The organism is Nonomuraea sp. NPDC052116, assembly GCF_040680035.1.
GTDB classification, from domain to species: domain Bacteria; phylum Actinomycetota; class Actinomycetes; order Streptosporangiales; family Streptosporangiaceae; genus Nonomuraea; species Nonomuraea angiospora_A.
Genome location: NZ_JBFAWA010000048.1, coordinates 27,592 through 48,922 on the forward strand (window position 1 = coordinate 27,592; position 21,331 = coordinate 48,922).

Annotated in this window: 21 protein-coding genes; 14 read left to right on the forward strand and 7 right to left on the reverse strand. The window is 71.2% G+C overall.

Annotated features, from left to right (window positions below; genetic code table 11):
* Positions 1–17: 17 nt before the first annotated feature.
* A complete protein-coding gene (locus AB0L65_RS55110; protein ID WP_364264386.1) occupies positions 18–785 on the forward strand; it encodes a methyltransferase domain-containing protein in 768 nt (255 codons plus the stop codon).
* Here AB0L65_RS55110 and AB0L65_RS55115 read toward each other — a convergent pair.
* The 4 genes from AB0L65_RS55115 to AB0L65_RS55130 form a co-directional block, all read right to left on the reverse strand.
* Positions 775–1,746, reverse strand: coding sequence for a zinc-binding dehydrogenase (locus AB0L65_RS55115; protein WP_364264387.1), 972 nt, complete (start codon positions 1,744–1,746; stop codon positions 775–777). The genes AB0L65_RS55110 and AB0L65_RS55115 overlap by 11 nt on opposite strands.
* Before the next feature lie 72 nt (positions 1,747–1,818).
* On the reverse strand, positions 1,819–2,601 hold the full coding sequence (locus AB0L65_RS55120; RefSeq protein WP_355205390.1) for an SDR family NAD(P)-dependent oxidoreductase: 783 nt from the start codon (positions 2,599–2,601) through the stop codon (positions 1,819–1,821).
* The gene (locus AB0L65_RS55125; RefSeq protein ID WP_364264389.1) at positions 2,598–3,872 is read right to left on the reverse strand and encodes a beta-ketoacyl-[acyl-carrier-protein] synthase family protein; all 1,275 of its coding nucleotides are present in this window, start codon (positions 3,870–3,872) and stop codon (positions 2,598–2,600) included. Before AB0L65_RS55125 ends, AB0L65_RS55120 begins: the two co-directional genes overlap by 4 nt.
* Before the next feature lie 289 nt (positions 3,873–4,161).
* Entirely contained in the window at positions 4,162–5,190 is a 1,029-nt protein-coding gene (locus AB0L65_RS55130) for a 3-oxoacyl-[acyl-carrier-protein] synthase III C-terminal domain-containing protein (RefSeq protein ID WP_364264391.1), read from the reverse strand.
* A gap of 177 nt (positions 5,191–5,367) precedes the next feature.
* Between AB0L65_RS55130 and AB0L65_RS55135 the strand changes: the two genes are divergently transcribed.
* Positions 5,368–5,616 carry a phosphopantetheine-binding protein gene (locus tag AB0L65_RS55135; RefSeq protein ID WP_364264393.1) on the forward strand — a complete coding sequence of 83 codons (249 nt, stop codon included), beginning with the start codon at positions 5,368–5,370 and terminating at the stop codon, positions 5,614–5,616.
* 312 nt (positions 5,617–5,928) lie between these two features.
* Positions 5,929–6,189, forward strand: a complete 261-nt coding sequence (locus tag AB0L65_RS55140) for a hypothetical protein (protein WP_364264395.1) — start codon at positions 5,929–5,931, stop codon at positions 6,187–6,189.
* Positions 6,190–6,551: 362 nt separating this feature from the next.
* Here AB0L65_RS55140 and AB0L65_RS55145 read toward each other — a convergent pair whose 3' ends face one another.
* Positions 6,552–7,265 (reverse strand): helix-turn-helix domain-containing protein, encoded by a 714-nt coding sequence (locus AB0L65_RS55145; RefSeq protein WP_364264397.1) that lies wholly within the window; start codon positions 7,263–7,265, stop codon positions 6,552–6,554.
* 499 nt (positions 7,266–7,764) lie between these two features.
* Between AB0L65_RS55145 and AB0L65_RS55150 the strand changes: the two genes are divergently transcribed.
* Together AB0L65_RS55150 and AB0L65_RS55155 are read left to right on the forward strand one after the other, a co-directional pair.
* On the forward strand, positions 7,765–8,895 hold the full coding sequence (locus AB0L65_RS55150) for a DUF418 domain-containing protein (RefSeq protein WP_364264399.1): 1,131 nt from the start codon (positions 7,765–7,767) through the stop codon (positions 8,893–8,895).
* Positions 8,896–9,000: 105 nt separating this feature from the next.
* Complete coding sequence (locus AB0L65_RS55155) at positions 9,001–9,876, forward strand: oxidoreductase (RefSeq protein WP_364264401.1); 876 nt, start codon at positions 9,001–9,003, stop codon at positions 9,874–9,876.
* A 23-nt stretch (positions 9,877–9,899) separates the two neighbouring features.
* Here AB0L65_RS55155 and AB0L65_RS55160 read toward each other — a convergent pair whose 3' ends face one another.
* Entirely contained in the window at positions 9,900–11,930 is a 2,031-nt protein-coding gene (locus AB0L65_RS55160) for a CehA/McbA family metallohydrolase (RefSeq protein ID WP_364264403.1), read from the reverse strand.
* Positions 11,931–11,998: 68 nt separating this feature from the next.
* Between AB0L65_RS55160 and AB0L65_RS55165 the strand changes: the two genes are divergently transcribed.
* Entirely contained in the window at positions 11,999–12,688 is a 690-nt protein-coding gene (locus AB0L65_RS55165; protein WP_364264405.1) for a rhodanese-like domain-containing protein, read from the forward strand.
* A 6-nt stretch (positions 12,689–12,694) separates the two neighbouring features.
* On the opposite strand, the gene AB0L65_RS55170 is transcribed toward AB0L65_RS55165, so the two are convergent.
* Positions 12,695–12,979 carry a Fe-S cluster assembly protein HesB gene (locus AB0L65_RS55170; protein WP_357743722.1) on the reverse strand — a complete coding sequence of 95 codons (285 nt, stop codon included), beginning with the start codon at positions 12,977–12,979 and terminating at the stop codon, positions 12,695–12,697.
* Positions 12,980–13,073: 94 nt separating this feature from the next.
* On the opposite strand from AB0L65_RS55170, the gene AB0L65_RS55175 reads away from it, so the two are divergent.
* From AB0L65_RS55175 to AB0L65_RS55210, 8 genes are all read left to right on the forward strand, one after another.
* On the forward strand, positions 13,074–13,727 hold the full coding sequence (locus AB0L65_RS55175; protein ID WP_364264407.1) for an endonuclease: 654 nt from the start codon (positions 13,074–13,076) through the stop codon (positions 13,725–13,727).
* A 46-nt stretch (positions 13,728–13,773) separates the two neighbouring features.
* Complete coding sequence (locus AB0L65_RS55180) at positions 13,774–14,547, forward strand: enoyl-CoA hydratase-related protein (RefSeq protein WP_364264409.1); 774 nt, start codon at positions 13,774–13,776, stop codon at positions 14,545–14,547.
* Between the two features lie 69 nt (positions 14,548–14,616).
* Positions 14,617–14,982, forward strand: a complete 366-nt coding sequence (locus AB0L65_RS55185; protein ID WP_364264411.1) for a hypothetical protein — start codon at positions 14,617–14,619, stop codon at positions 14,980–14,982.
* Positions 14,973–16,178, forward strand: a complete 1,206-nt coding sequence (locus AB0L65_RS55190; RefSeq protein ID WP_350729532.1) for a DUF6395 domain-containing protein — start codon at positions 14,973–14,975, stop codon at positions 16,176–16,178. Before AB0L65_RS55185 ends, AB0L65_RS55190 begins: the two co-directional genes overlap by 10 nt.
* 16 nt (positions 16,179–16,194) lie before the next feature.
* A complete protein-coding gene (locus AB0L65_RS55195) occupies positions 16,195–17,037 on the forward strand; it encodes a M55 family metallopeptidase (protein WP_364264413.1) in 843 nt (280 codons plus the stop codon).
* Positions 17,038–17,091: 54 nt separating this feature from the next.
* On the forward strand, positions 17,092–18,642 hold the full coding sequence (locus AB0L65_RS55200) for an FAD-dependent oxidoreductase (protein ID WP_364264415.1): 1,551 nt from the start codon (positions 17,092–17,094) through the stop codon (positions 18,640–18,642).
* A gap of 70 nt (positions 18,643–18,712) precedes the next feature.
* On the forward strand, positions 18,713–19,231 hold the full coding sequence (locus tag AB0L65_RS55205; RefSeq protein WP_364264417.1) for a YbaK/EbsC family protein: 519 nt from the start codon (positions 18,713–18,715) through the stop codon (positions 19,229–19,231).
* Between the two features lie 132 nt (positions 19,232–19,363).
* Positions 19,364–21,319 (forward strand): serine/threonine-protein kinase, encoded by a 1,956-nt coding sequence (locus tag AB0L65_RS55210; RefSeq protein ID WP_364264419.1) that lies wholly within the window; start codon positions 19,364–19,366, stop codon positions 21,317–21,319.
* Positions 21,320–21,331 lie beyond the last annotated feature (12 nt).

The following is a 21,331-nucleotide window of genomic DNA, read 5'->3' on the forward strand; positions in this document are numbered from 1 at the left end:
CGTGCGAGGCTCGCTTCGTGTCGGACTACTACCGTGACCTGGCCGTCGACTACCACTGGATCCTCGCCGACGAGGTCGTGAATCCCCCGGGCGTGATCGGCGGCACGTCCGTCTCCAGGCGGGAGTTCATCCAAGCCGTGGTCGACACCCTGCCGCCAGGCGCCCCCGTGCTCGACTGCGCCTGCGGCATCGGGGCGGACGCCATGGCGCTGGCGCACGCCGGGTTCCGGGTGACCGCCACCGACGGCAGCCCGCAGATGGTCGCGGAGGCGCGCCGCCGCGTGCCCGCCGGCGTGGAGCTGCTCACCTCCCGGTGGGAGGACCTGCCCGCCGCCGTGACCGGGCCGTACGAGCTGGTGCTGTGCCTGGGCAACTCCCTCGTCCACACGGGGTCGCGCGAGGCCATGGTGGCGGCGCTGTCGGGGATGCGGCAGGTGCTGTCCCCGACCGGCACGCTGATCGTCGACTCCCGCAACTGGGAGCTGCTCTATCGCGAGCGCCGGCGGATCGTGGTCGGCGACCGGGTGCGCGAGCGGGACGGCGTACGGTCCACCTGCGTCTACGTCTGGACGTTCCCCGAGAGCTTCGACGAGCCGTGCCTGGCCGAGATCCTGTTCGTCCAGGAGCACCCCGACGGCACGCTCAGCCACCACCGGCACACCATCGACTTCCTGCCGTTCACCCCCGCCGACCTGGAGGCGCGGCTGGCCGAGGCCGGGTTCACCGTCGTCGGCTCGTCCTACCGCCCCGAGAACCCGCAGTACGCCATCGCGGCTAGGGGATGAGGACGACCTTGCCCGTCGTACGCCTGCTTTCGAGCGCGGCGTGGGCGGCCGCCGCCTCCGCGAGCGGGAACGTCTGCACGGCAGGCGTCAGCGTGCCGTCGGCGAGCGCCGCCAGTGCCCTGACCTCGTAGTCCGGCCGCGTGTTCGGCTCGCCGAGCAGCAGCATCAGGGCGTTGGTCACGGTGAGGCCGCGCTCCTCCACCGTCCGGGGGTCCGGCTGGAACTCCTGCCGGGAGGCGTTGCCGATGGTGACGTAGCGGCCGCCGTCGGCCAGCAGCCCGAACGCGGCCCGCGCCTTGTCGCCGCCGACCCCGTCGAGCAGGGCGGTGACCGCGCGGCCGCCCAGCCCCTTGGCGACGGTCTCCTCCCAGCCCGGCTGGTCGTAGTCGACGGCGAGGTCCGCCCCGAGGTCGCGTACGGCCGCCGCCTTCGCGGCCCCGCCCGCCGCGCCGACGACCCTGGCGCCGAGGCCGCCGGCGTACTGGACGATCAGGCGCCCGATGCCGCCGGCCGCCGAGGTCACCAGCACGACGTCGTCAGGGGTCAGCTTGGCCACGTCCAGGAACTGCAGCGCCGTCACCCCGGTGACGACCATGGCCACGGCCGTCTCGTAGCCGGAGGCGATCGGGTGCACGGACGTCACGTCCGCGACCGCCAGCTCCGCGTAGCCGCCGGGGCGGCTGTACGCGGTCACCACATCACGTCCGATCCAGGACGTATCCACCCCGGGACCCACCTGGTCCACGCGTCCGGCCACCTCGCCGCCGAAGATCGCCGGGAGCTCCGGCAGCGGCGGCGTCATGCCACCGGTCGCCCCTGACCGCATGGTCGTCTCGATCAGGTGCACCCCGGCCGCCTTGACGGCGATGCGAACCTGGCCGGGCCCCGGCTCGGGGTCGGGCACGCTCTCGTAGCGGAGGTTCTCGGCGGGGCCGAAGGTGTGCAGGACGACGGCATGCATGGCGCACTCCCGGAGACAGCGGTCAACTCGTCTTCCGAGCCTGCAACCTCAACCTTGCTTGATGTCAACCGGTCACAGGAAGCCGCGACCGGCGGCGGCGCGGGCGTACCCCTCGACCCCCATGAGGCGCTGCACCCGCGCCCCGGCCCCGGGCCACACGCTCGCCAGCCCGGCAGCGACGCGGACGGGCAGCGGCGCGACGTCGATCTCGGCGGCGTCGGTCAGGATGGCCCGGCACACCGCCCGCGCCACGTGCAGCGGGCTGCGCGTCATCCATGGGGGCACGGTCAGCGAGGTACGGGTGAGCATCCCGGCGTCGCGCACCAGCCCCGGGCAGATGACGGAGACGCCGACGCCGTAGGGCGCCAGGTCCATCCTGGCCGCATGCCCGAACCCCCGCAGGCCATGCTTGGTCGCGTTATAGACGGCCAGATGCGGATGCGCCATCTTCCCGCCGATCGAGCTCATGAACACCAGGTGGCCGCGCCCGTTGGCCACCATCCGCTCGGCGGCCAGGCGGGCCATCACGAGCGGCACGCGCAGGTTGAGCTCCAGGTAGTGGTCGATCTCGTCGAGATCGTGATCGGTCATCCGCGCGGGAGCGATGACCCCGGCGTTGGCCACCAGGATGTCGACCGGTCCGGCCTGCTTCATCATCTTCGCGATGGCTTTGCGGCCCGTCAGGTCGGCGGGGACGGCCCGCCCGCCCACCTCCGTGGCCAGCGTCTCCAGCACGCCGGCGTCGCGGCCGGTCAGGACCAGGTGCACGCCGTGCCGCGCGAGCGCGCGGGCCGTGGCCTGGCCGATGCCGCCGCTGGCGCCCGTGACCAGGGCGGTCGTGCCCGCCAGTTTCATCGGTCCTCCCGGAACGGGGTGAAGACGAGGGTCGCGTTGTGCCCCCCGAAGGCGAACGAGTTGGACAGCACCGGGCCGGGAACGACGGGGCGCGGCGCGGTCACGACGTCGACGGGGCAGGCCGGGTCCCGGCGGTCGAGGTTCGCGGTGGGGTGGACGGTGCGCTCGCTCAGGGTCAGCACGCTGATCACGGCCTCGATGGCGCCCGAGGCCCCCAGGGCGTGGCCGATCACGCTCTTGCTCCCCGTGACGGGCACCGCGTACTCGCCGAACAGCCGTGCGATGGCCCGCGCCTCGATCTCGTCGTTGAGGCGGGTGGAGGTGGCGTGCGCGTTGACGTGGACGACGTCGGCCGCCGCGACCCCGGCGTCGGCCAGCGCGTGACGCATGCAGCGGTACGCGCCGCCGCCCTCCGGGTCGGGGGCCGTGAGGTGATGGCCGTCGGACGTCCGGCCGTACCCACTCAGCTCGGCGTACACGTGGGCGCCCCGGCGCAGCGCGGCCTCCAGCCGTTCCAGCACGAGGAACGCCGCTCCCTCACCCAGCACGAACCCGTCGCGGTCGGCGTCGAAGGGCCGGCTGGCACGTTCGGGCTCCGACGCGCGGCGCGACAGCGCCCCCACCCGCCCGAACCCCACCAGCGCGCTGGCCTGCACCCCCGCCTCCATGCCGCCCGCCAGCACCACGTCGGCCGTCCCGTCGCGGACCAGCCGCATGCCCTCACCTATGGCGTGGCTGCCGGAGGCGCACGCGGTCGCCACCGACATGCTCGGGCCGAGGAACGCGTGCCGGATGCTGATCTCGGCGGCGGCGGCGTTGTGCATGCTCATGGGGATGTGCAGGGGGCCCGGCCAGGCGCGTCCGCGCTCGTCCAGGGTGCCGAAGGCGACCTCCTGGGTGGCCACACCGCCGTACCCGGTCCCGGTCACGACGGCCCGCCGCTCGGGCGCCGCCGCCGTCTGGCCCGCATCGGCGAGGGCATCGGTCGCGGCACAGAACGCCAGCCGCGTGACCCGGTCCATCCGGCGGGCGTCCCTGGGCTTCACATAGCCGTCGAGGTCGAGGTCGGGGACCTGGCAGGCGAAGTCCACCGGCAGGCCCTCGGCGTCGAACGAGGTGATCGTACGCGCCGTCGACCGGCCGGCCAGCAGGGTGTCCCACAGCTCTTTGGGATGGGCGCCCGCGGGGGTACGCACGCCCATGCCGGTGACGGCCACCCGGGCGTGCACCGGACCTCCGCTGGATCGCATGTCCCACATGGAAACGATCATCGCACGCATTGTCACGAAAAGTAGCGTGACAACTCCGTAGTGTCGCGGCCGTTCATCCCACCCAGCCCCGCCACCCTCCAGTCTTCAACGTTGCTCACCCTCACCAGGAACCTCTCGCCCTCAGCGCCCGTCAGCGTCCCCGGAAGCCTCCAGCCCTTCTGCGGGGGTCGCCGTCCCCGGGAGCCCCCAGCCCCTCGACACCCGTTCCCGGGGAACCCCCAGCCCTTCGACGCCGGCCACCGTTCCCCGAGAACCTCCAGCCCCTCGATGCCGGGAGTCTTGGAGGCCGTCACCAGCGCAGCAGCACGGTCCCTGCGCTGACCCCGCTGGCCACCCCCACCAGCGCGACCAGATCGCCCCGCTGCACCCGGCCCGACTCGACCGCCTGGTGCAACTGCACGGGGATCGTGGAGGCGACGAGATTGCCGTGCTCGGCGATGGTCACCACCACCTTCCCCAGTGGGATCCCGGCCGCCTCGCAGAAGGTGTGCAAGGACGACAGGGACGCCTGATGCACGCAGATCGCCGCCATGTCGTCCCAGTCGAGCCCCCGTTCGGCCAGTGGCGCCCGCAGCACGGACCGGTCGAGCTTGTGCACCCCGACGGCCAGCCCCACGGGATCCACGGTGAACGCGCCCACCTGGTAACCGGCCGAGATGGAACGCGTGACCGGCAGGACGGCGGCATCCCAGTGCGCCGAGCTGGCGCAGAACCGGTGCCCCAGCACCCCGGGCACCGCGCTGGCCTCCAGCAGCATGGCCGTCCCCGAGTCGGAGACGGTGTAGGAGGGCCCGGCGGCGACGAAGTCCGCGTCCGACTCGACCTGCCAGCGGATGGCCGGAGTGGCGACCTCCCCGCACACGATGAGGACCGTGCGGTAGCGGCCGGCCGTGATGAGCGTGTCGGCCAGCTCGACCGCGTTCAGAACGCTGTTGCATGCATTGCGTACATCGAATACCGGGCAGGTCGCCCCCAGCTCGGCGGCCACCATGTGCGCGGTGGCGGGCTCGACGGCATCGACGGTCACCCCCGCATAGATGATCAGGTCTATGACGGGCGGGACATGCCCGGTCTGCTCGAGCAGGGTACGGGCGGCGGCCGCGGCCATCCCGGCGGCCGTCTGACCGGGAGCGGCCACGTGCCGCCGCTCCACGCCACTGGCTTGCTCGATGACGCCGCGAGGGATGTGCGTGCCCGGATTGCGGGCGGCCAGTAGCTTTTCCAGCTCCGGCGTGGTCAGGCTCTCCTCAGGCAGGTGCACCGCCACCCCGGCCACGTGGGCGTACCGCCTCGGGTACAGCTCGGACTGCGCGGCCACGCCCATCCCCCCTCAAGATCAGGTGCTGCTCAGGATAGGTACGCAGTCCCACGGGCGCCCGTCACGACCCTCGAAACTTGATCAACTCCTTAACGGCGGGTTCCGCGTCACGAGTGCCCATTTATCGGGCGACCGGCCACGCTAAGTGACACGACCGCTACGAGGAAAGGGCTCGGTGTGAGCGACGAGGAGATCTTGACCGTGGTGCGCGACCGCTGCGTCAGCATCCTGAAGGTCCACCCGAGCCGGGTCACGCTGGACGCGCGGCTCCGCGAGGACCTGGAGGCCGACAGCCTGGACCTCGCCGAACTCCACGTCGCCATGGAGGACACGTGGGGCCCGATGCCCCGCGAAACCCTCGTCGGCGTACGCACGATCGCCGACGTACTCACCCGAGCCCGCCTCTTGGCCGTGGCACGTACGTGAAGCACGCTCCCGTTGCCCGCCCCTGGCTGGGAGTGTGTGGAAGGCGCTCGCGCGCGGTCCCGCCCCCTGGCTGGGGGTGTGTGGAAAGCGTTCGCGCGGTCCCGCCCCCTGGCTGGGGGTGCGTGAAAGGCGCTCGCGCGGCCTCGCCCTCTGGCTGGGTGGGTTCTCGCACTTGCCCGCGGTCCGCCCGGGGCGTGCGGGCTCGCGCTGGGGTGCCCTCTCGTTGACGCGCGGGCGCGGGCGTGACGAGCGTCGGCGCCTCAGCGGCGACAACGCGACTTTGATCTTCTCGTCAGCTACGAAGGAAGCAACATGTACAAGCACGCTCTGACCGCGACCACCATCGGCGTCGCCCTGTTCTCAGGCCCGGCCGCCACCGCCGACACCCTGCCGAAAGTCTGCGTGAAAATTCCGGTAACGGCCATCGCCCAGTCCTTCATGGACTTCGTCACTACGGGCGAACTGGCCATTCCCATGGAAAAAATTGCGAAGGGAGACCAGATTTCCCCTTCTGACTTCTTCCGCGGCAAGCTGCTGAAAGACGTGACCGTCCTGGAAAGAACGTGGTGTTAATTTGCCCGCCGCCTGCCGCTGTACCGGCTGAAGCGTCCTTGCGCCGGTCGCCCTCTGCGCCAAGAACAGGCGCTCAGGATTGCACGCCAGGAGAGCGGTTCGCGCCGCGATAGGGTTCGCGGCCCTCGCCTCACCGCCATCACGGGTCAGAGCTGCCCCTCGCATCGGTCCTACGGGAGCGGGTGAGCGGTTGCTTGCCGCAGGTCAGGCGACGGCACCGGCAACCCGAATCGGGCAGCCTCATCCAGGCTGAGTCCAGCATCTCAGGCGCCGGCGTCGAGTTCGTGCGGATGGCGCATGGCGTGACCGCGTTCAGCCGCTGCATAGGCGACCGTGGCGGAGTGGCCGCGGATCGCGTTGAATTACTCAGGGTTGTCGCGTGCTTGTGGGATCAAAAGGTGCTGCCAGCGTTCGGCTGTCTGGAGTATGTCCTCGCCGGTGCGTCGAAGAAATTCGCCCACGAATTCACAGCGCGCGCCGGCGGGTGTCGTGGCGCCCAGGATGCGTGCCCCGTCGCGGGCGGTCTCGGCCAGCAAGAAGTTCCGCTGAGCACTCGCCAGAAACGACCGGTACCAAAGAGCGTTGTCGACGCTGTACAACTCGCGACGGCTCCGCGGGTCGCGGTCGCGCCTGATCAGCTCCTGTTCCTCCAGGTAGGCGACGGCGGTGGAGATCGAGGCCGGGCTGACCTGGAGGCGCTGGGCGAGATCCTTGGCCGTGAGCGCGCCGGTGTCGGTGATGTAGAGGCAGGCCAGGACCCTCGATGCCATCCGCTGCACACCCGTCTGCACCAGGGTCTCGACGAGGCGCTCCGCGAATTCGCGCATCTCTTCGGGGTCGCGGCCGTACGCCGTGTTGGCGGTCGGGGGTGCTGATCGCGGGGTCTGCTGGCGGCGGCGGGCGCGTCGTTCGGTCGCCTGGTGCGCACGCTCGGCCCGGTACGCTCCGGGGCCGCCGTTGCGGCTGACCTCCCGGCTGACGGTGGAGGTCGGCCTGGACAGGCGCCGGGCGATCTCGGCGTAGCCGAGCCCGTTCGCCAGGCCTGCGGCGATGTCCCGGCGGTCCTGTTGGGTCAACCTGCCTCCCGGCATCGGCGCTCGCCTCCTGGTGCTCCCGTCCTGTGCTCTGGCGATCCAGTATTGCCTTCGATCGCACCCCATTGCAATAGAGGCAAGCTGGAGAGTTGCATTCAGCTTCAGGTCCATTGCAATTATTGTCACTGTCTAGCTGCATGAATAGCGAATTCTCGGCGCAGCGCTGATTGACAATAATTTGAACGCAACGTAGCTTTTGACTTCGAGTGAACGCGTACTATCGCGAATTGCGGAGTGATGAAAGCCCATCTTCATGCGGGTGCCGGGCCGGGGAAGCCTTTGCCGACGTCGCGACCGGTCGCAAGCGTGGGGCCGCTGACGCCGCTGACGGTCGAGCACGGCAGCCGGTCCAACGCCCAGCGCCGTTGCTCACGGCAGATCTCCGTCGAAGCGGCTCCCGGCGAGCCGTGGCCCCCCAGGACATAGCAGCACCGTCAGGCCACAGCAGCGGCCCGGCACGCGGAACCGGAAGGAAACCGACATGACCCTCACTGCGCCCACCGGCGTGACAGCGAGAGCGCTGGCGCCGGATCTGGCACGCGGCTTCATGCTGCTGCTGATCGCCCTGTCACACGCGCCGGCGTTCGTCGGCGACTGGGACGCGGGGCCCGCCGCGCTGAACACCGCGGCGAAGTTCGTCAAGTCGCTGCTCGCCGACAACCAGGCCCGCGACATGTTCGTGTTCCTGTTCGGCTACGGGCTCGGGCAGTTAGCCCACAGCCGGCAGGCCAGGGGCGGCGACTGGGCCTCGATCCGCAGCTTGCTGCGACGCCGGGCGCTCTGGCTGATCGTCATCGGCTTCCTGAACACGGTGGTGCTCGTGCCCATCGACATCATCGCGGTGTACGGGCTGACCCTGCTGGTGCTCGCTCCCCTTGTGCGAGCGCGGGATTCGGTGCTGTGGTGGACGGGCCTGCTGACGCTCGTCCCCGCGACCCTCCTGCTGGCCTGGCAGAGCGTGGCGGCCCAGGCGAAGCCGGTGAACATGGCGGAGTTCATGGAGCCCACGTTCGCCGCGCACCTCGTCGCCGCCATTCCGTCCTGGCCGGTGGAGACCGCGATCTCCACCATCATGGTGGTGCCGGGCATGATGCTGGGCATCTGGGCCGCCAGGCGCCGGTTCCTCGACGAGCCCGAGCGGCACCTGCCGCTGCTGCGCCGCGTCACCGTGATCCTCATCGGCGTGGCAGTGGCGGGCAGGCTGCCCGCGGCGCTGCTCGCGGCCGGCGTGTGGACGACCACCTCGGTCCCCGTCAGCTGGGCGGTCGCCGTGGCGCACGACCTGACCGGATACGCGGGCGGCATCGGCATGGCCGCCGCCGTCGGACTCGTCGCGGTCAAGGTCCGGCGTGGCCGGATCGCCACGGCCCTGGCGGCGCTGGGGCAGCGGTCGTTGACGTTCTACCTGTTCCAAGCCGTGGTCTGGGTGGTGCTCTTCTACCCGTTCACGCTGGGCCTGCGCGACGGCGTGAGCTTCGCCGTCACCTGCGGGATCGCCGTCGGGGTCTGGCTGCTGTCGATCGTGCTGGCCGAGTGGCTGCGCGCCGTCGGCCACCGGGGCCCGGCGGAGGTGTTCCTCCGGCGGATGTCGTACGGCCGCCCCAAGCGATGAGACGCGGAAGGCGACCAAGGCGAGGTACGGCCGGCCCCTGCGACCCTGGAACAGCGGGTACTCCCACCTGGAGCAGCAGAGTGTCCACGGAGAGGAAAACATGAAATGTCGGACAACGACCTGATGCTTGCGGACGATCTCACCCTCAACCGCATGGGCTACGGCGCCATGCAGCTGGCCGGCCCCGGCGTCTTCGGTCCGCCCCAAGACCGCGACCAGGCCATCGCCGTGCTTCGCGAAGCCCTCGAACTGGGGATCAACCACATCGACACCAGCGACTTCTATGGCCCTGTAGTCGTCAACGAGCTCATCAAGGAGGCCCTGCACCCGTACCCGGCGGACCTGCGCATCGTCACCAAGGTCGGCGCGCGCCGCGGCCCCCAGGGGGAGTGGATGCCCGCTCAGGACCCCGCGGACCTCAAGGTCGCGGTGCACGAGAACCTCCGGCACCTCGGCCTGGACGTCCTCGACGTCGTCAACCTGCGCGTGGTCACGCACGAAGGCACCACCGACGAGTCGCTCGCGGAGCAGTTCGAGGCCCTGGCGGAGCTGCGCGAGGAGGGGCTGATCCGCCACCTCGGCCTCAGCGCCGTCTCCACGGCCCAGCTCACCGAGGCGCAGTCCATCGCGCCCGTCGTCACCGTGCAGAACCTCTACAACGTGGCCAACCGGCAGGACGACGCCCTCGTCGAGCGGTGCGCCGCCGAGAACATCGCCTACGCGCCGTTCTTCCCCCTGGGCGGCTTCACCCCGCTCCAGTCGCAGACGCTCCGGAACGTGGCCGCCCGCCTGGGCGTCTCACCCCAGCAGGTCGCCCTGGCCTGGCTGCTGCAGCGCTCGGCCACCATCGTCCTCATCCCGGGGACCTCGTCGCCGGCCCATCTCCGCGAGAACGTCGCCGCCGCCGACCTGGCCCTGCCCCCGGACGCGGTCGCGGAGCTGGACGCCATCGGCGCGGGGCTAAAGGACGAGCTTCAGTGAGGGCCGCTGGTCGGGCAGGCCGATCAGCTCGCTAGGGAAGTCGGGCCCTGGGGAAGTCGGGCGCGGTAGACGGCCCTGGCGCGCTCGTACAGCTCCAGGTGGTCGTCCAGCTGCGCGGGCGTCTCGAACGTGCCGTACCGCCGCAGCAGGACCTCCAGCCGGTCCAGCCACGCCAGGCACCAGCGCACGTCCGCCTCCCTGGCCACGTGCCCGCCCGCGACGTCCACGTACACCGGGCTGGTGTGCGCGTACGCCCCCGACCGGTGCACGGTGCGCGGGTGGGGCCCGCCCGAGGCCACCGCGACCACGTACGTCGGCTCGCCCGCCGTCATCGACGCGACCAGCCGCCCCGGCGGCCCCTGCGCCAGGACGCCCTCGGCGGTGCGGATCTCCAGCGACTCGACCTCGGGCCCGATCGAGGAGACCACGATCTCGACCCGCTGCCCGGGTGCCAGCTCCAGCGTGTCGCCCGGCCCGTGCCCGTTCACGGTCAGCTCCAGCCACGGCCCGGTGGTGGCGAACGTGCGGCCGAGCAGGATCGCCTCGGCGTAGGACTCGGCGGTGAGCGGGCCCGCGACGTTCGCGTACACCCGCTCCCACCCCGGCGGGCTGGACGCGGTGCCGCGGCGGCAGAAGGACAGCACGGCGTCGGTGCCCGCGGTGACCGTGAGCCTGTTGCCCGCGCCGATCAGGCGGCGGTAGACGGTGGCGGTGGCTGCGATCGAGGAGTGGTTGAGCACGTCGAGGGTGTCGATCAGGCCGAGCGCGGCGTCCGCGACGATCTCCCTGGCCGCGCAGTTGCGGCCGGTGTTGAGGATCACGTCCGGCGGGTCGTCGTCGGAGAACACCGTGTGGAACGGGTGCCCGTACCCCGTCACCCCGCCGAGCGCCCGCAGCTCCTCCAGTGCGACCGAGTTCGGCGGCCAGTCGACCGTGCCCTCGAACCCCGCGTGATAGCGGCTCGGCGGCTCCCGCAGCCCGAACGCGGTCAGGTGGCCGACGACGTCGTTGCGGTACTCGACGCCGAGCCTGGCCAGATGCCTGTCGTCGGACCAGGGCAGGTCCTTGCCCACCCAGTGCTCCAGCGCCTCGACGTCGTAGACGCGCCCGCTCGCGACGTTGCCCGCCACGAGGTTGAGCACGTGCAGGTCCTCGCCGTGCTGCGCGGCCGCGGCCAGCTCGGGCGCGGCCGGCTCCTCGCCCATCCAGTTGAGGTGCACGTGCAGGTCGCCGCCGTACCAGCCGCGGGCCGCCGCGTCGTACAGGCGCTCGGGGGCCAGCTCGACCAGCGTCTCCGCGCCCGCCTCGGGGGTGATCACGACCTCGGACGCCGTGTACTCCATGCCCCTGGCCACCGCCACCGTGACCGGCTCGGCGGGCACGGCGATCACGAGGTCGTCGCCGTGGAAGAACGGCCTGCGGTGGACGTCCACCTTGGGCGGGGCGCCCTCGGGGTACCAGCCCTGCCCGTCGGCTCCCGTCACGCTCCACCGGCACGGGAACCCCGCCCGCACCCTGATCGTGGCCGCCTCCGCCCGCCTGCGCAGCGGCGACAGGTCCACGGGCTCCCCGTCCACGCTGACGTCCCGCTCCAGGCCGGCCACCAGGGCGCCATGGGCAGGCACCTCGTACGGCGTGCCGTCCACGACGACCGTGACCGGCTCGTCCACGCTGGAGTCGAGGAGCAGCGACGTGCGGAAGGGCCGGTCGTCCAGCACCACCCGGGTGACGGCCTCCAGCGCGAACCCCTCGGGGGTCAGGCGCAGCGCGGCCAGGTTGTCCGGCACGTCGCCCGCCAGCGCGTCCCGCACCGCCCGCTCCGGATCCACCTCGTCGAGATGGTCCTCGGCCTCCTCCGGGGGATAGCGCCCGGCGAGCTGGCGCAGCCCCGCGGCCCAGTAGTTGTACCGGCGGTCGAGGAAGACGGTGGCCCAGGCCTGGACGACGTACGGGATGGGCGGCTCGCCCCAGCAGGGGCCGTGTGTGTCCCGCAGCTCACGGTAGTCGGCCAGCGCGCGGGCCACGGAGGCGGGCAGCAGCGGATCGTCACACATCGGGCACTCCCTGAATAGGACGCCTCGTCATCGTGACACGAATCGCCGTCTGAGGGCAGGGGGACGCCATGACGAACATCATCGATCGCGAAGCCGTGCGGGACCTGGTCGCCAACCGGCGGGCCCAGCTCGTGGAGGTGCTGCCGGAGAAGGAATACGCGTGGGCGCACCTGCCCGGGGCCGTGCACCTGCCGCTCGCCGCGATGCGCACGTCCGCCGGCGAGCTGGATCCGGGGCGGCCGGTCGTCGTCTACTGCCACGACTGGCTCTGCGACCTGAGCCCGCGGGCCGCCCACCGGCTCGACCACCTCGGGTTCGAGCACGTGTACGACTACCGGCAGGGCAAGATGGACTGGCTCTCCGCGGACCTGCCCTACGAGGGCACGGCCACGCTGGTGTCGCGGTACCTGCGCCGCGACCCCGTGAGGGCCGCCCTCGGCGACCCTCTGGACGAGATCACCGAGCGCATCATCGCCGATCCGGCCGGGCTGGCGGTCGTCGTGGACGACGACGACGTGGTCCAGGGCGTCATCGGCTCGCGCGAGCTCAAGGGCGCCGATCTGAACGGCGTCGCCGAGCGGGCCATGCGGGTCGGCGTGACCGCCGTACGGCCGAGCGAGGAGCTCGAACCGCTGGTCCGGCGCATGGACCGGGCCAAGGTGGACCACGTCGTCGTCACCCGGGTGGACGGGACGCTGGTGGGCCTGTTCGGGCTGGGCGACGTGCGCCCGCCCGAGACCGGACCCGATCTCGGCTGAGCCCTGTCAGGCCCGCCGACCCAGCCGGAACATCGGCTGCCCCGGCGCGCCCGGCTGCGCGTCGAGCGCCTTGTCGTCGAGGATCTCGACCACGTCCTCGGCGACGAAGACGCGGACGTTCTCCTTCTCGACGACCTGGTCACTCGCTTCCGGTGTGCTCGTCAGCGAGAGCTCCAGCGTTCCCGCCTCGTCGGGCTTCGGGGAGATGCGCAGGCCCGCCTCGGCGGGTACGTCCTCTCCGACCATCAGATCGCGGATCGCCTCGACGGCGTTGTCAGTCAAGGTCAGCACGGCTAGCTCCTTCGCAGTCGCCAACCCTCCGCCTCCCCAGCGACCTCCACCCCAAACCCGGCATGTCACGACACGGCCCGGGTAGCGGGCGGGCATGGGCAAGACCGAGAAAGCCGTCGTGGACGTGCTGCTCGACCGATACGGCCGGACGTTCGCCCGCGAGGCCGGCATCAAACTCGCCGACCAGCCCAAGCCCCTCTACCAGCTGCTCGTCCTGGCCACGCTGCTCAGCGCGCGCATCTCGGCCGGGGTCGCCGTCGCGGGCGCCAGAGAGCTGTTCGAGGCCGGGTACGGCACGCCGAAGGCCATGCGGGAGGCGAGCCGGCAGGACCGGGTGGACGCGCTGGACCGCGGCCACTACGTCCGCTACGACGAACGCACCTCGACGATGCTGGGCATGGGCGCCGAACTGCTCCTCGACCGCTGGAAGGGCGATCTGCGGCGCCTGCGCGAGGAGGCCGGCGGCGACGACCGCAGGATCGCGGCGCTGCTGACGGAGTTCCCGGGCATCGGCCCGACGGGGGCCGACATCTTCCTGCGCGAGGTCCAGGCCGTGTGGCCCCAGGTCGCGCCGCACCTGGACCAGCGGGTGCTGGAGGGTGCGGGCAAGCTCGGGCTGCCCCGCCAGGCGCGCCCGCTGGCCGCGCTGGCCCACTCCGGCGACGAGCTGGCCCGGCTGTCGGCGGCGCTCGTCCGCGCCTCCCGCAGCAGGAAGACGGTGGACGAGGTGATCTCCGCCGCCCACTGACCGTGGCTGCCATGGACGAACGCGATCACTCTGTTAGGTTCGGCTCATGGGTGAGTTTGTAAGCGTCGAGGTGGCCGACCAGATCGCCACGATCCGTCTTGACCGTCCGAAGATGAACGCCCTCAACATGCAGGTCCAGCGGGAGATCGTCGAGGCGGCCCGCGAGGTGGACGCCGACCCGCAGGTGCAGGCCGTGATCGTCTACGGCGGCGAGAAGGTCTTCGCCGCTGGCGTGGACATCAAGGAAATGGCCGACATGTCCTACTCCGACATGGCCGCCCACTCCCGTACGCTCCAGGCCTGCTTCACCGAGGTCGCGCGGATCGGCAAGCCGGTCATCGCCGCCGTCACCGGCTACGCGCTGGGCGGCGGCTGCGAGCTCGCCCTTTGCGCCGACTTCAGGGTCGCGGGGGAGTCGGCCAAGCTGGGCCAGCCGGAGATCCTGCTCGGCCTCATCCCCGGCGCGGGCGGCACCCAGCGCCTGCCCCGCCTGATCGGCCCGGCGCGGGCGAAGGACCTGATCTTCACGGGCCGCCACGTGCCCGCCGCCGAGGCCCTCGACCTGGGCCTGGTGGACCGGGTCGTGCCCGACGAGCAGGTCTACACGGCCGCCCTGGAGTGGGCCGCCACGTTCGTCGGCGGCCCCTCGGTCGCGCTCCGCGCCGCCAAGCAAGCGGTCGATCAGGGCCTGGAGGCCGACCTCGACACGGGGCTCGAGATCGAGCGCCTGCAGTTCTCCGGACTGTTCGCCACGGACGACGCCAAGATCGGCATGCGGGCCTTCTCGGAGAAGGCCAAGCCCAAGTTCACCGGCCGCTGAAAAGGGAAAGTCGACCCATTCGAACGGCTCGTCCTATCGGGCGCGGGTTTGCCAGTATGGTGGCGTTTCATGATGCGCGTCCTGGTCCCTGCGCGGCTCCGGAAGGCCGTGCGTACGTGGTTCGACTCCCGCTACATCTCCATTTCCGACCACCGTCAGGACATCAGGGACGCGCTCTGGGAGGTCCAGACGGTCCGGCGGGAGATGGCCACCCTCCAGAGCGAGGTGGAGCGGCTCAGGAACGCCCGCCCGACCGGCGGCTCCGGGATCAGCAGGGCCGACAAGGCGAAGCTCGACGACACCCACCGGCTCGCCCAGGAGACGGCGAAGGCGCTGGACGGCGTGCTCCAGAACGAGGTCCTGGTCTGGCAGGCCATCGACGACCTCCGCTCCGGACACGCTTCCGGGCAACAGGGGGAGCAGCCGTGCGCGTGACCTGGACCGGCACGAGCCTGACCTTCCGCCTCGACGCGGAGGACGAGATCACGGGCAAGGCCTCCGACGAGCACCCCATCAAGCTGGCCATCAACTCCTGCTCCATCGGCGGCGTCCCCGGCGACGCCCACCCGGACCTCTTCGCCGTCGCCGCCTGGACGGTCGTGGCGCCGTGGACGAGGAAGCGCATCTCCTTCGACCGCGCCATCTCGGCCGACCTCGCCGACGCCCTGCACTCCGGGTGGGGCGTCGAGGCCGGGCCAGTGGGGGCCGAACCCCGCCGTCCGGGGGCCCGGCTCGCGATCTCGTACAGCGGCGGCGCGGACTCCGTGGCGGCGGCCACCGTCTACCCGCAGGCGCCGTTCGTGCATTTCCGCCGGGTGCCGCACCCGCGCGTCCCCAACCGCTGGTCCCACTACCGGTCGGACGTCCTGGCCAAGCTCGCCGCCAAGACCGGGCGCGAGCTGAGCACGGTCACCTCCGACCTGGAGTTCACCCTGGCCGAGCCGCGTCCCGGCTACCCGGAGCACCACGCGGTCGCGGCCGGCGCGCTCTTGCTCGCCGACCAGCTGGACCTCGGCGGGCTGGGCTTCGGCTACGAGCTCGGCTCGCGCTGGCTCGGCGGGGGCCGTTACCTGTGGCGCTACACGCCCGACAACCCTATGTGGTCGCCGCACGGCAGGTGGGGCCGGCTGTTCGCGGCCGCCGGCGTGCACATCGTGCTGCCCGTCGGCGGGGTGAGCGAGGCGACCACGATGCGCCTGGCGCTGGGGTCCGACCTCAAGGACTACGTGCGCTGGTGCCTGCGCGGCACCGACGGTCCGTGCCGTACCTGCGGGAAGTGCCTCTACAAGGAGCTCATCCAGGCGGCCGTCGAGCGCCGCCCCCTCGACACCCCCATCACCGCCGACCGCCCCGTCGCGCAGAAGTACCTCAAGAAGCCGCCGTACGGGGGGCAGGAGATGATCGAGTACGGGTTCGCCCGCGTCCCCGGAATCGAGAACACGCTCTTCGCCAAGGCGCTCGACTACTTCGACGTCTCGGAGGAGTCGACGGCCTGGCTGGACCGCTGCTACCCGCGAGCCCTGGCCGAGATCCCGGACCGGTGGCGCGAGGAGGCCACGGCGTTCGTCGAGAAGCACGTGGGGCTCATGACGGAGGACGAGGTCCGGCGGGTGGAGACATGGGGCGCCTGATGAGGAGTGGGAACGCGTGAAGGTTTATCTGTCCGTCGACATGGAGGGCGTCACGGGGCTGACCGACCCCGAGGAGATGCACGCCGGCAAACGTGGGTACGAGCGCGGCTGCGAGCTGATGACGGCCGACGCGAACGCCGCCATCGAGGGGGCCTTCGCCGCCGGGGCGGCCGGCGTCCTGGTCAACGACGCCCACGGCTCCACCAAGAACCTCCGGATCGACCTGCTCGACCCGCGCGCCAGCCTCATCCGCGGCCCGGGCAAGGCGCAGCGGATGGCCCAGGGGCTCGACGGCTCGTTCCAGGCGGCGTGCTTCGTCGGCTACCACGCCCGCGCGGGCGTGCCGCACGGCGTGCTCAACCACACCTGGATGGGCAAGGAGATCCAGAACGTCTACCTGAACGGCGAGCTGTGCGGCGAGACCAGGCTCGTGGCGGCGTGCGCCGGGTTCCACGGGGTGCCGGTCGTGCTGGTGGCCGGGGACGAGGCCGTCGGGGAAGAGGCGCGCGAGCTGCTCGGCGACGTCGAGACGGTCGCGGTGAAGAAGGGGATCGACAAGTTCTCCGCCGAGTTGCTGCCGCCGAGCGTCGCCCAGGCCAGGATCCGTGAGGCGACGGCTCGTGCGCTCAACCGGTTGAGCGACTTCACGCCTTATACGGTGGCTGCGCCGTACACGCTCGGGGTGGAGTGGAACTCCACCGCCATCGCGGCGGCCGTGGCGCTGATCCCGGGCGTGAAGTCGGTGGGGCCGCGGCACATCGAGTTCACGACGGACGACTTCGCCCAGGTCATGGCCCTGTTCGGCATCTTCGCCACCATCGGCGGCCAGATCGCCTGCGGCAGCGGCCCGTACGGCTGACTCCGGGCGTATGGTGCGGAGCGGTTTTGCAGAGCGCGGAGGGGAGGCGGCGGCGTGGAGGGTGCGGCGCTGACCCGGCGGGGGCTGCTCGTCGGGATCGGGGCGGTGGGCGGCGCGGGCGCCATGTACGCCGCCATGGGCGCCCTCGGACTGGCGCCGTCCGAGCAGGACAAGCAGTTCGCCGCCCCCAGGCCGGGCGACTTCAGCCTGAGCGGCAAGGGGGCGGCGAAGGTCGTGATCCTCGGCGCCGGGGTGGCGGGGCTGACGGCCGCATACGAGCTGGGCAAGGCCGGGTACGACTGCACGCTCCTCGAGGCCAGGGAGAAGCCGGGCGGGCGGAACCTCACGTTGCGCGGCGGCGACCGGCTGGCCGAGCTGAACGGGCCCGCCCAGGACGTGAAGTTCGGCGAGGGCGTCTACTTCAACGCGGGCCCCGGCCGGATCGCCCCCTGGATGGTGACCCTCGACTACTGCCGTGAGCTGGGCATCCCCATCGAGGCCTTCGTCAACAACAATGCCGCCGCCTACGTGCACACCAACAGCCGCACGATGCGGGCGCGCACGGCCCGAGCCGACATGTACGGCTATATCGCGGAATTACTGGCTAAAGCGACAAATGTCGGTGCGCTGGACAAAACCGTCAGCAAGGCCGACCAGGAGACGCTGCTCGACTTCCTCCGGAGATTCGGCGACCTGGGCCCGAAGCACGAATACGAAGGGTCAATGCGCCGCGGTTTCACGAAATATCCGGCAATAGACGTCGGCACTCCTCTCGACGCCCCGGGCACCCTCCACCAGGTCCTCGCCGCCGGCACCGGCCGGGCCATCACCAACGACTTCGGCTACGAACAGGCCACCCCCATGTTCCAGCCCGTCGGCGGCATGGACGCCATCGTCACCAAGCTGACGGAGGCGGTCGGCCGCGACCGGATCAGGACCGGCGCGAAGGTCACCAAGATCACCGGCCTGGCGGACGGCGTCGAGGTCGCCTGGGAGGGCGGCGGCATCAAGGCCGACTACTGCATCGCCGCCCTGCCGCCCCACATCCTCGCCAAGATCCCGCACAACCTCGGCGCCCAGGTCACCACCGCGCTCAGCACCCCGGTCCCGGTCGCCGCCGGCAAGATCGGCTTAGAGTACGGCCGGCGCTGGTGGGAGCTGGAGGACCGCATCTACGGCGGCGTGACCGAGACCGACCTGGACATCACCCACATCTGGTACCCCTCCCACGGCTACCACTCCGAGCACGGCCTCCTCGTCGGCTACTACAACACCGAGCGGAACGCCGAGCTGTACGCGGCCCTCACCCCCGAGGACAGAAGGCGCAGAGCGCTCACCCAGGGCAAGAAGATCCACGGCGACAAATACCGCCAGAACCTCCTGTCCAGCGTCTCCATCGCCTGGGACCGCCAGCCGCACATCCAGGGAGGCTGGGTGCGCTGGCCCGACTTTGATTCGTCCTTCACTTTTCTGCAACGCCCCGCCGGAAGGGTTTACTTCGCGGGCGACTGGCTCACCCATCTGATCGCATGGCAGGCGGGGGCCATGGAGTCCGCCCGCAGCGTCGTCACCCAGCTGCACCAGCGAGTGCTGCAGTCCGCCTGACGCCGCACGCCACCCCCGCGGCCACCGTAGGCTCCTGGGAGAAGCGACCTGCGGAGCTAAAATCGAGGAGATGGGGATGGCGTTGCACTGGGTGCCCGCCAACGACCGGACCGACCTGCTGGCCGACCCGGTCGCGCTCGCCGTGCCGGAGTTGGAGGGCGTCGAAGTGGCCGAGATCGATCCTGAGCTGGCCGACACGGCGGCGTTCTGCGAGCGGTATGGCGTGACGCTCGACGAGTCGGCCAACTGCGTTGTCGTCGCGGCCAAGCGCGGCGGCGAGACGCGCTACGTGGCCTGCATGGTGCTCGCGACGATGCGCGTGGACGTCAACGGAGTCGTCCGCCGCCACCTCGACGCCCGGAAGGCGAGCTTCGCGTCGATGGCCGACGCGGTCGAGCTGACCGGGATGGAGTACGGCGGCATCACCCCGCTGGGCCTGCCCGCCGACTGGCCCATCCTGGTGGACACGCACGTCGCCGAGCATCCCAGAGTGGTGATCGGGAGCGGCGTGCGCAGGTCGAAACTGGCCGTGTCCGGTGCCGCGCTGGCCGGGCTGAAAGGCGCCGAGGTTCTGCCGCTGGCCGGTTGAGGGGAAACTGAAGCCGATTCGAGACCGTTGGATGGGAAACCGATGGCCCCTTTCTGGACGTTGTACGAGTGGGAATGTGGCCTCATGGTTCATCTCGTGGGCGGGGATTAAGCCGGTATGGTGCTTCATGCCATGAACGATGACCGACTAGGCCCTTACCGGCTGCTCAGGCGGCTCGGTGAAGGCGGGATGGGCGTTGTCCACCTCGCTGTCGACCCCCAGGGGCGGCAGGTGGCGGTCAAGGTCCTGCGCGGAGAGGTCGCCGGCGACGAGGTCGCCAGGCGGCGGCTTTCGCGCGAGGTCGAGACGATGCGGCGCGTGCGGAGCAAATACATCGCCGAGGTGCTCGACGCCGATGTCACCGGTCATCGCCCGTACATCGTCACCCGTTACGTCCCCGGTCGTCCTCTCGACGAGATCGTGAAGGACGACGGGCCCCTCGACCTGCCCTCGCTGGTCAAGCTCGCGCACGGGGTGGCCGCCGCGCTGGCCTCCGTGCACTCGGTGGGCGTGATCCACCGCGACCTCAAGCCCGGAAACGTGCTGATCCTCGACGGCGAGCCCGTCCTGATCGACTTCGGCATCGCCCAGGCGGTCGACGCGACCCGGCTGACGCAGACCGGCATGTTCATCGGCACGCCCGGCTACCTCGCGCCCGAGATCATCGAGGGCCAGGAGGCGGGGCCGGAGGTCGACGTGCACGCGTGGGCGGGCACGCTGCTGTTCGCGTCCACCGGCCAGCCGCCCTTCGGCAAGGGCACGCTGGAGATGATCTTCTACAACATCACCGCGGGCAAGGCCGACGTGAGCGCCGCTCCGGCGACGTTGCAGCCGCTGCTGAAGGCCGCGTTCCAGCGCAACCCGAACAAGCGCCCCAAGGCGGCCGACCTGGCCGAGCAGACCGCCCGGATGCTCCAGAAGACGCCGAGCAACTCGCCCGACGAGATCTCGACCGTTCCCCGGCCGACCGAGCCCCCGCGCGTGCAGGACAAGCCGTCGTACGACATCTCCACGCCGCCGGTGACGCCCAAGAGCCTGCTGGAGTCCCAGGAGCAGGCCGCCGCGCCGCCCCAGGACCAGCAGTACGTCTCGCTCCTGCCCAACCAGCCGGACCCGTGGCCGACCCGCAGGGTGACGCCGGAGGAGCTGCGGCGCATCCAGCGCGAGAGCGGCCTGACCCCGCCGCCCTGGCAGCCGCAGCAGCCCGTCAACAACCACGGCCTCGCGGCCCCGCCGGGTGAGGGCGACGTGCCCACCCGACGGGTTCGCCCCGACTCGGCCGACTACGGGCGGATCCACACGCCGGTCCCGAACGCCCAGGCGCCTCATGCCCAGGTGCCGAGCGCGGGTCCCGACGTGCCCGACTACGCCCGGCCCGGGCCGAGCCCGCTCCAGCCGCCCCCGTACATCCCGTCGCAGTACCCGCAGCCCGACCCGAGCACCAAGCGGGAGCCGTACATCCCGTCGGTCGCGCCGGGCAAGATGCTGCAGCGGTCGAGGGCGTACGGCGTGGCCGGCGCGATGCTGCTCATCGTGATGATCGTGGCGGCCGTGATCGCGCCCGTGCTGGTCGCGGTCGTGGCGATCCCGGCCGCGATCCTGCTGCGCGCGGCCGACCTGGCCCAGCCCCAGCTGACCTCCCGCAGGGCCGCGGGGGCCGCGGCGCTCGACGTGGTCAGGGTGTTCGCCTTCCCGCAGGCGCTGGCCAAGTCGGTGGGCATCACGCTGGCACTCATGCTGTACGCGCTCATCCTGGGCCTGCCGGTGACGCTGCTGCTCACCGTGGTGGCCAGGATGGACCCGTCCAACGCCCTGGCCTGGGGCGCCGCGGTCGCGTTGTGGACCGTCTGCGCGGGCCCGGGAGTGGAGGGTCCTGGCAAACAAATGCGCAGAACGCTCTCATCGCTCGTACCCTCGAGGACAGCGGCGATGGTGATGGCGGGGGCTCTCGCGGCGGCCGCCGCGCTCTCGCTGATCCTCGCCGCCGGCACGTTCGGGGACAAGCCAAGGGGGGCCGTATGGACTCCGCTGAACGTCAATCCAGTGGTCAGACAGCTAGACGGGCTAAGGGGGAATCCCGGGGGATGACGCGGGGAAGGT

Coding starts and splice junctions, on each gene's coding strand:
- AB0L65_RS55150 (WP_364264399.1), top strand. CDS start 7,765: ATGACCCTCACTGCGCCCACCGGCGTGACAGCGAGAGCGCTGGCGCCG.
- AB0L65_RS55120 (WP_355205390.1), bottom strand. CDS start 2,601: ATGAAACTGGCGGGCACGACCGCCCTGGTCACGGGCGCCAGCGGCGGC.
- AB0L65_RS55160 (WP_364264403.1), bottom strand. CDS start 11,930: ATGTGTGACGATCCGCTGCTGCCCGCCTCCGTGGCCCGCGCGCTGGCC.
- AB0L65_RS55165 (WP_364264405.1), top strand. CDS start 11,999: ATGACGAACATCATCGATCGCGAAGCCGTGCGGGACCTGGTCGCCAAC.
- AB0L65_RS55155 (WP_364264401.1), top strand. CDS start 9,001: ATGTCGGACAACGACCTGATGCTTGCGGACGATCTCACCCTCAACCGC.
- AB0L65_RS55185 (WP_364264411.1), top strand. CDS start 14,617: ATGATGCGCGTCCTGGTCCCTGCGCGGCTCCGGAAGGCCGTGCGTACG.
- AB0L65_RS55180 (WP_364264409.1), top strand. CDS start 13,774: ATGGGTGAGTTTGTAAGCGTCGAGGTGGCCGACCAGATCGCCACGATC.
- AB0L65_RS55125 (WP_364264389.1), bottom strand. CDS start 3,872: ATGATCGTTTCCATGTGGGACATGCGATCCAGCGGAGGTCCGGTGCAC.
- AB0L65_RS55205 (WP_364264417.1), top strand. CDS start 18,713: ATGGGGATGGCGTTGCACTGGGTGCCCGCCAACGACCGGACCGACCTG.
- AB0L65_RS55115 (WP_364264387.1), bottom strand. CDS start 1,746: ATGCATGCCGTCGTCCTGCACACCTTCGGCCCCGCCGAGAACCTCCGC.
- AB0L65_RS55210 (WP_364264419.1), top strand. CDS start 19,364: ATGAACGATGACCGACTAGGCCCTTACCGGCTGCTCAGGCGGCTCGGT.
- AB0L65_RS55140 (WP_364264395.1), top strand. CDS start 5,929: ATGTACAAGCACGCTCTGACCGCGACCACCATCGGCGTCGCCCTGTTC.
- AB0L65_RS55175 (WP_364264407.1), top strand. CDS start 13,074: ATGGGCAAGACCGAGAAAGCCGTCGTGGACGTGCTGCTCGACCGATAC.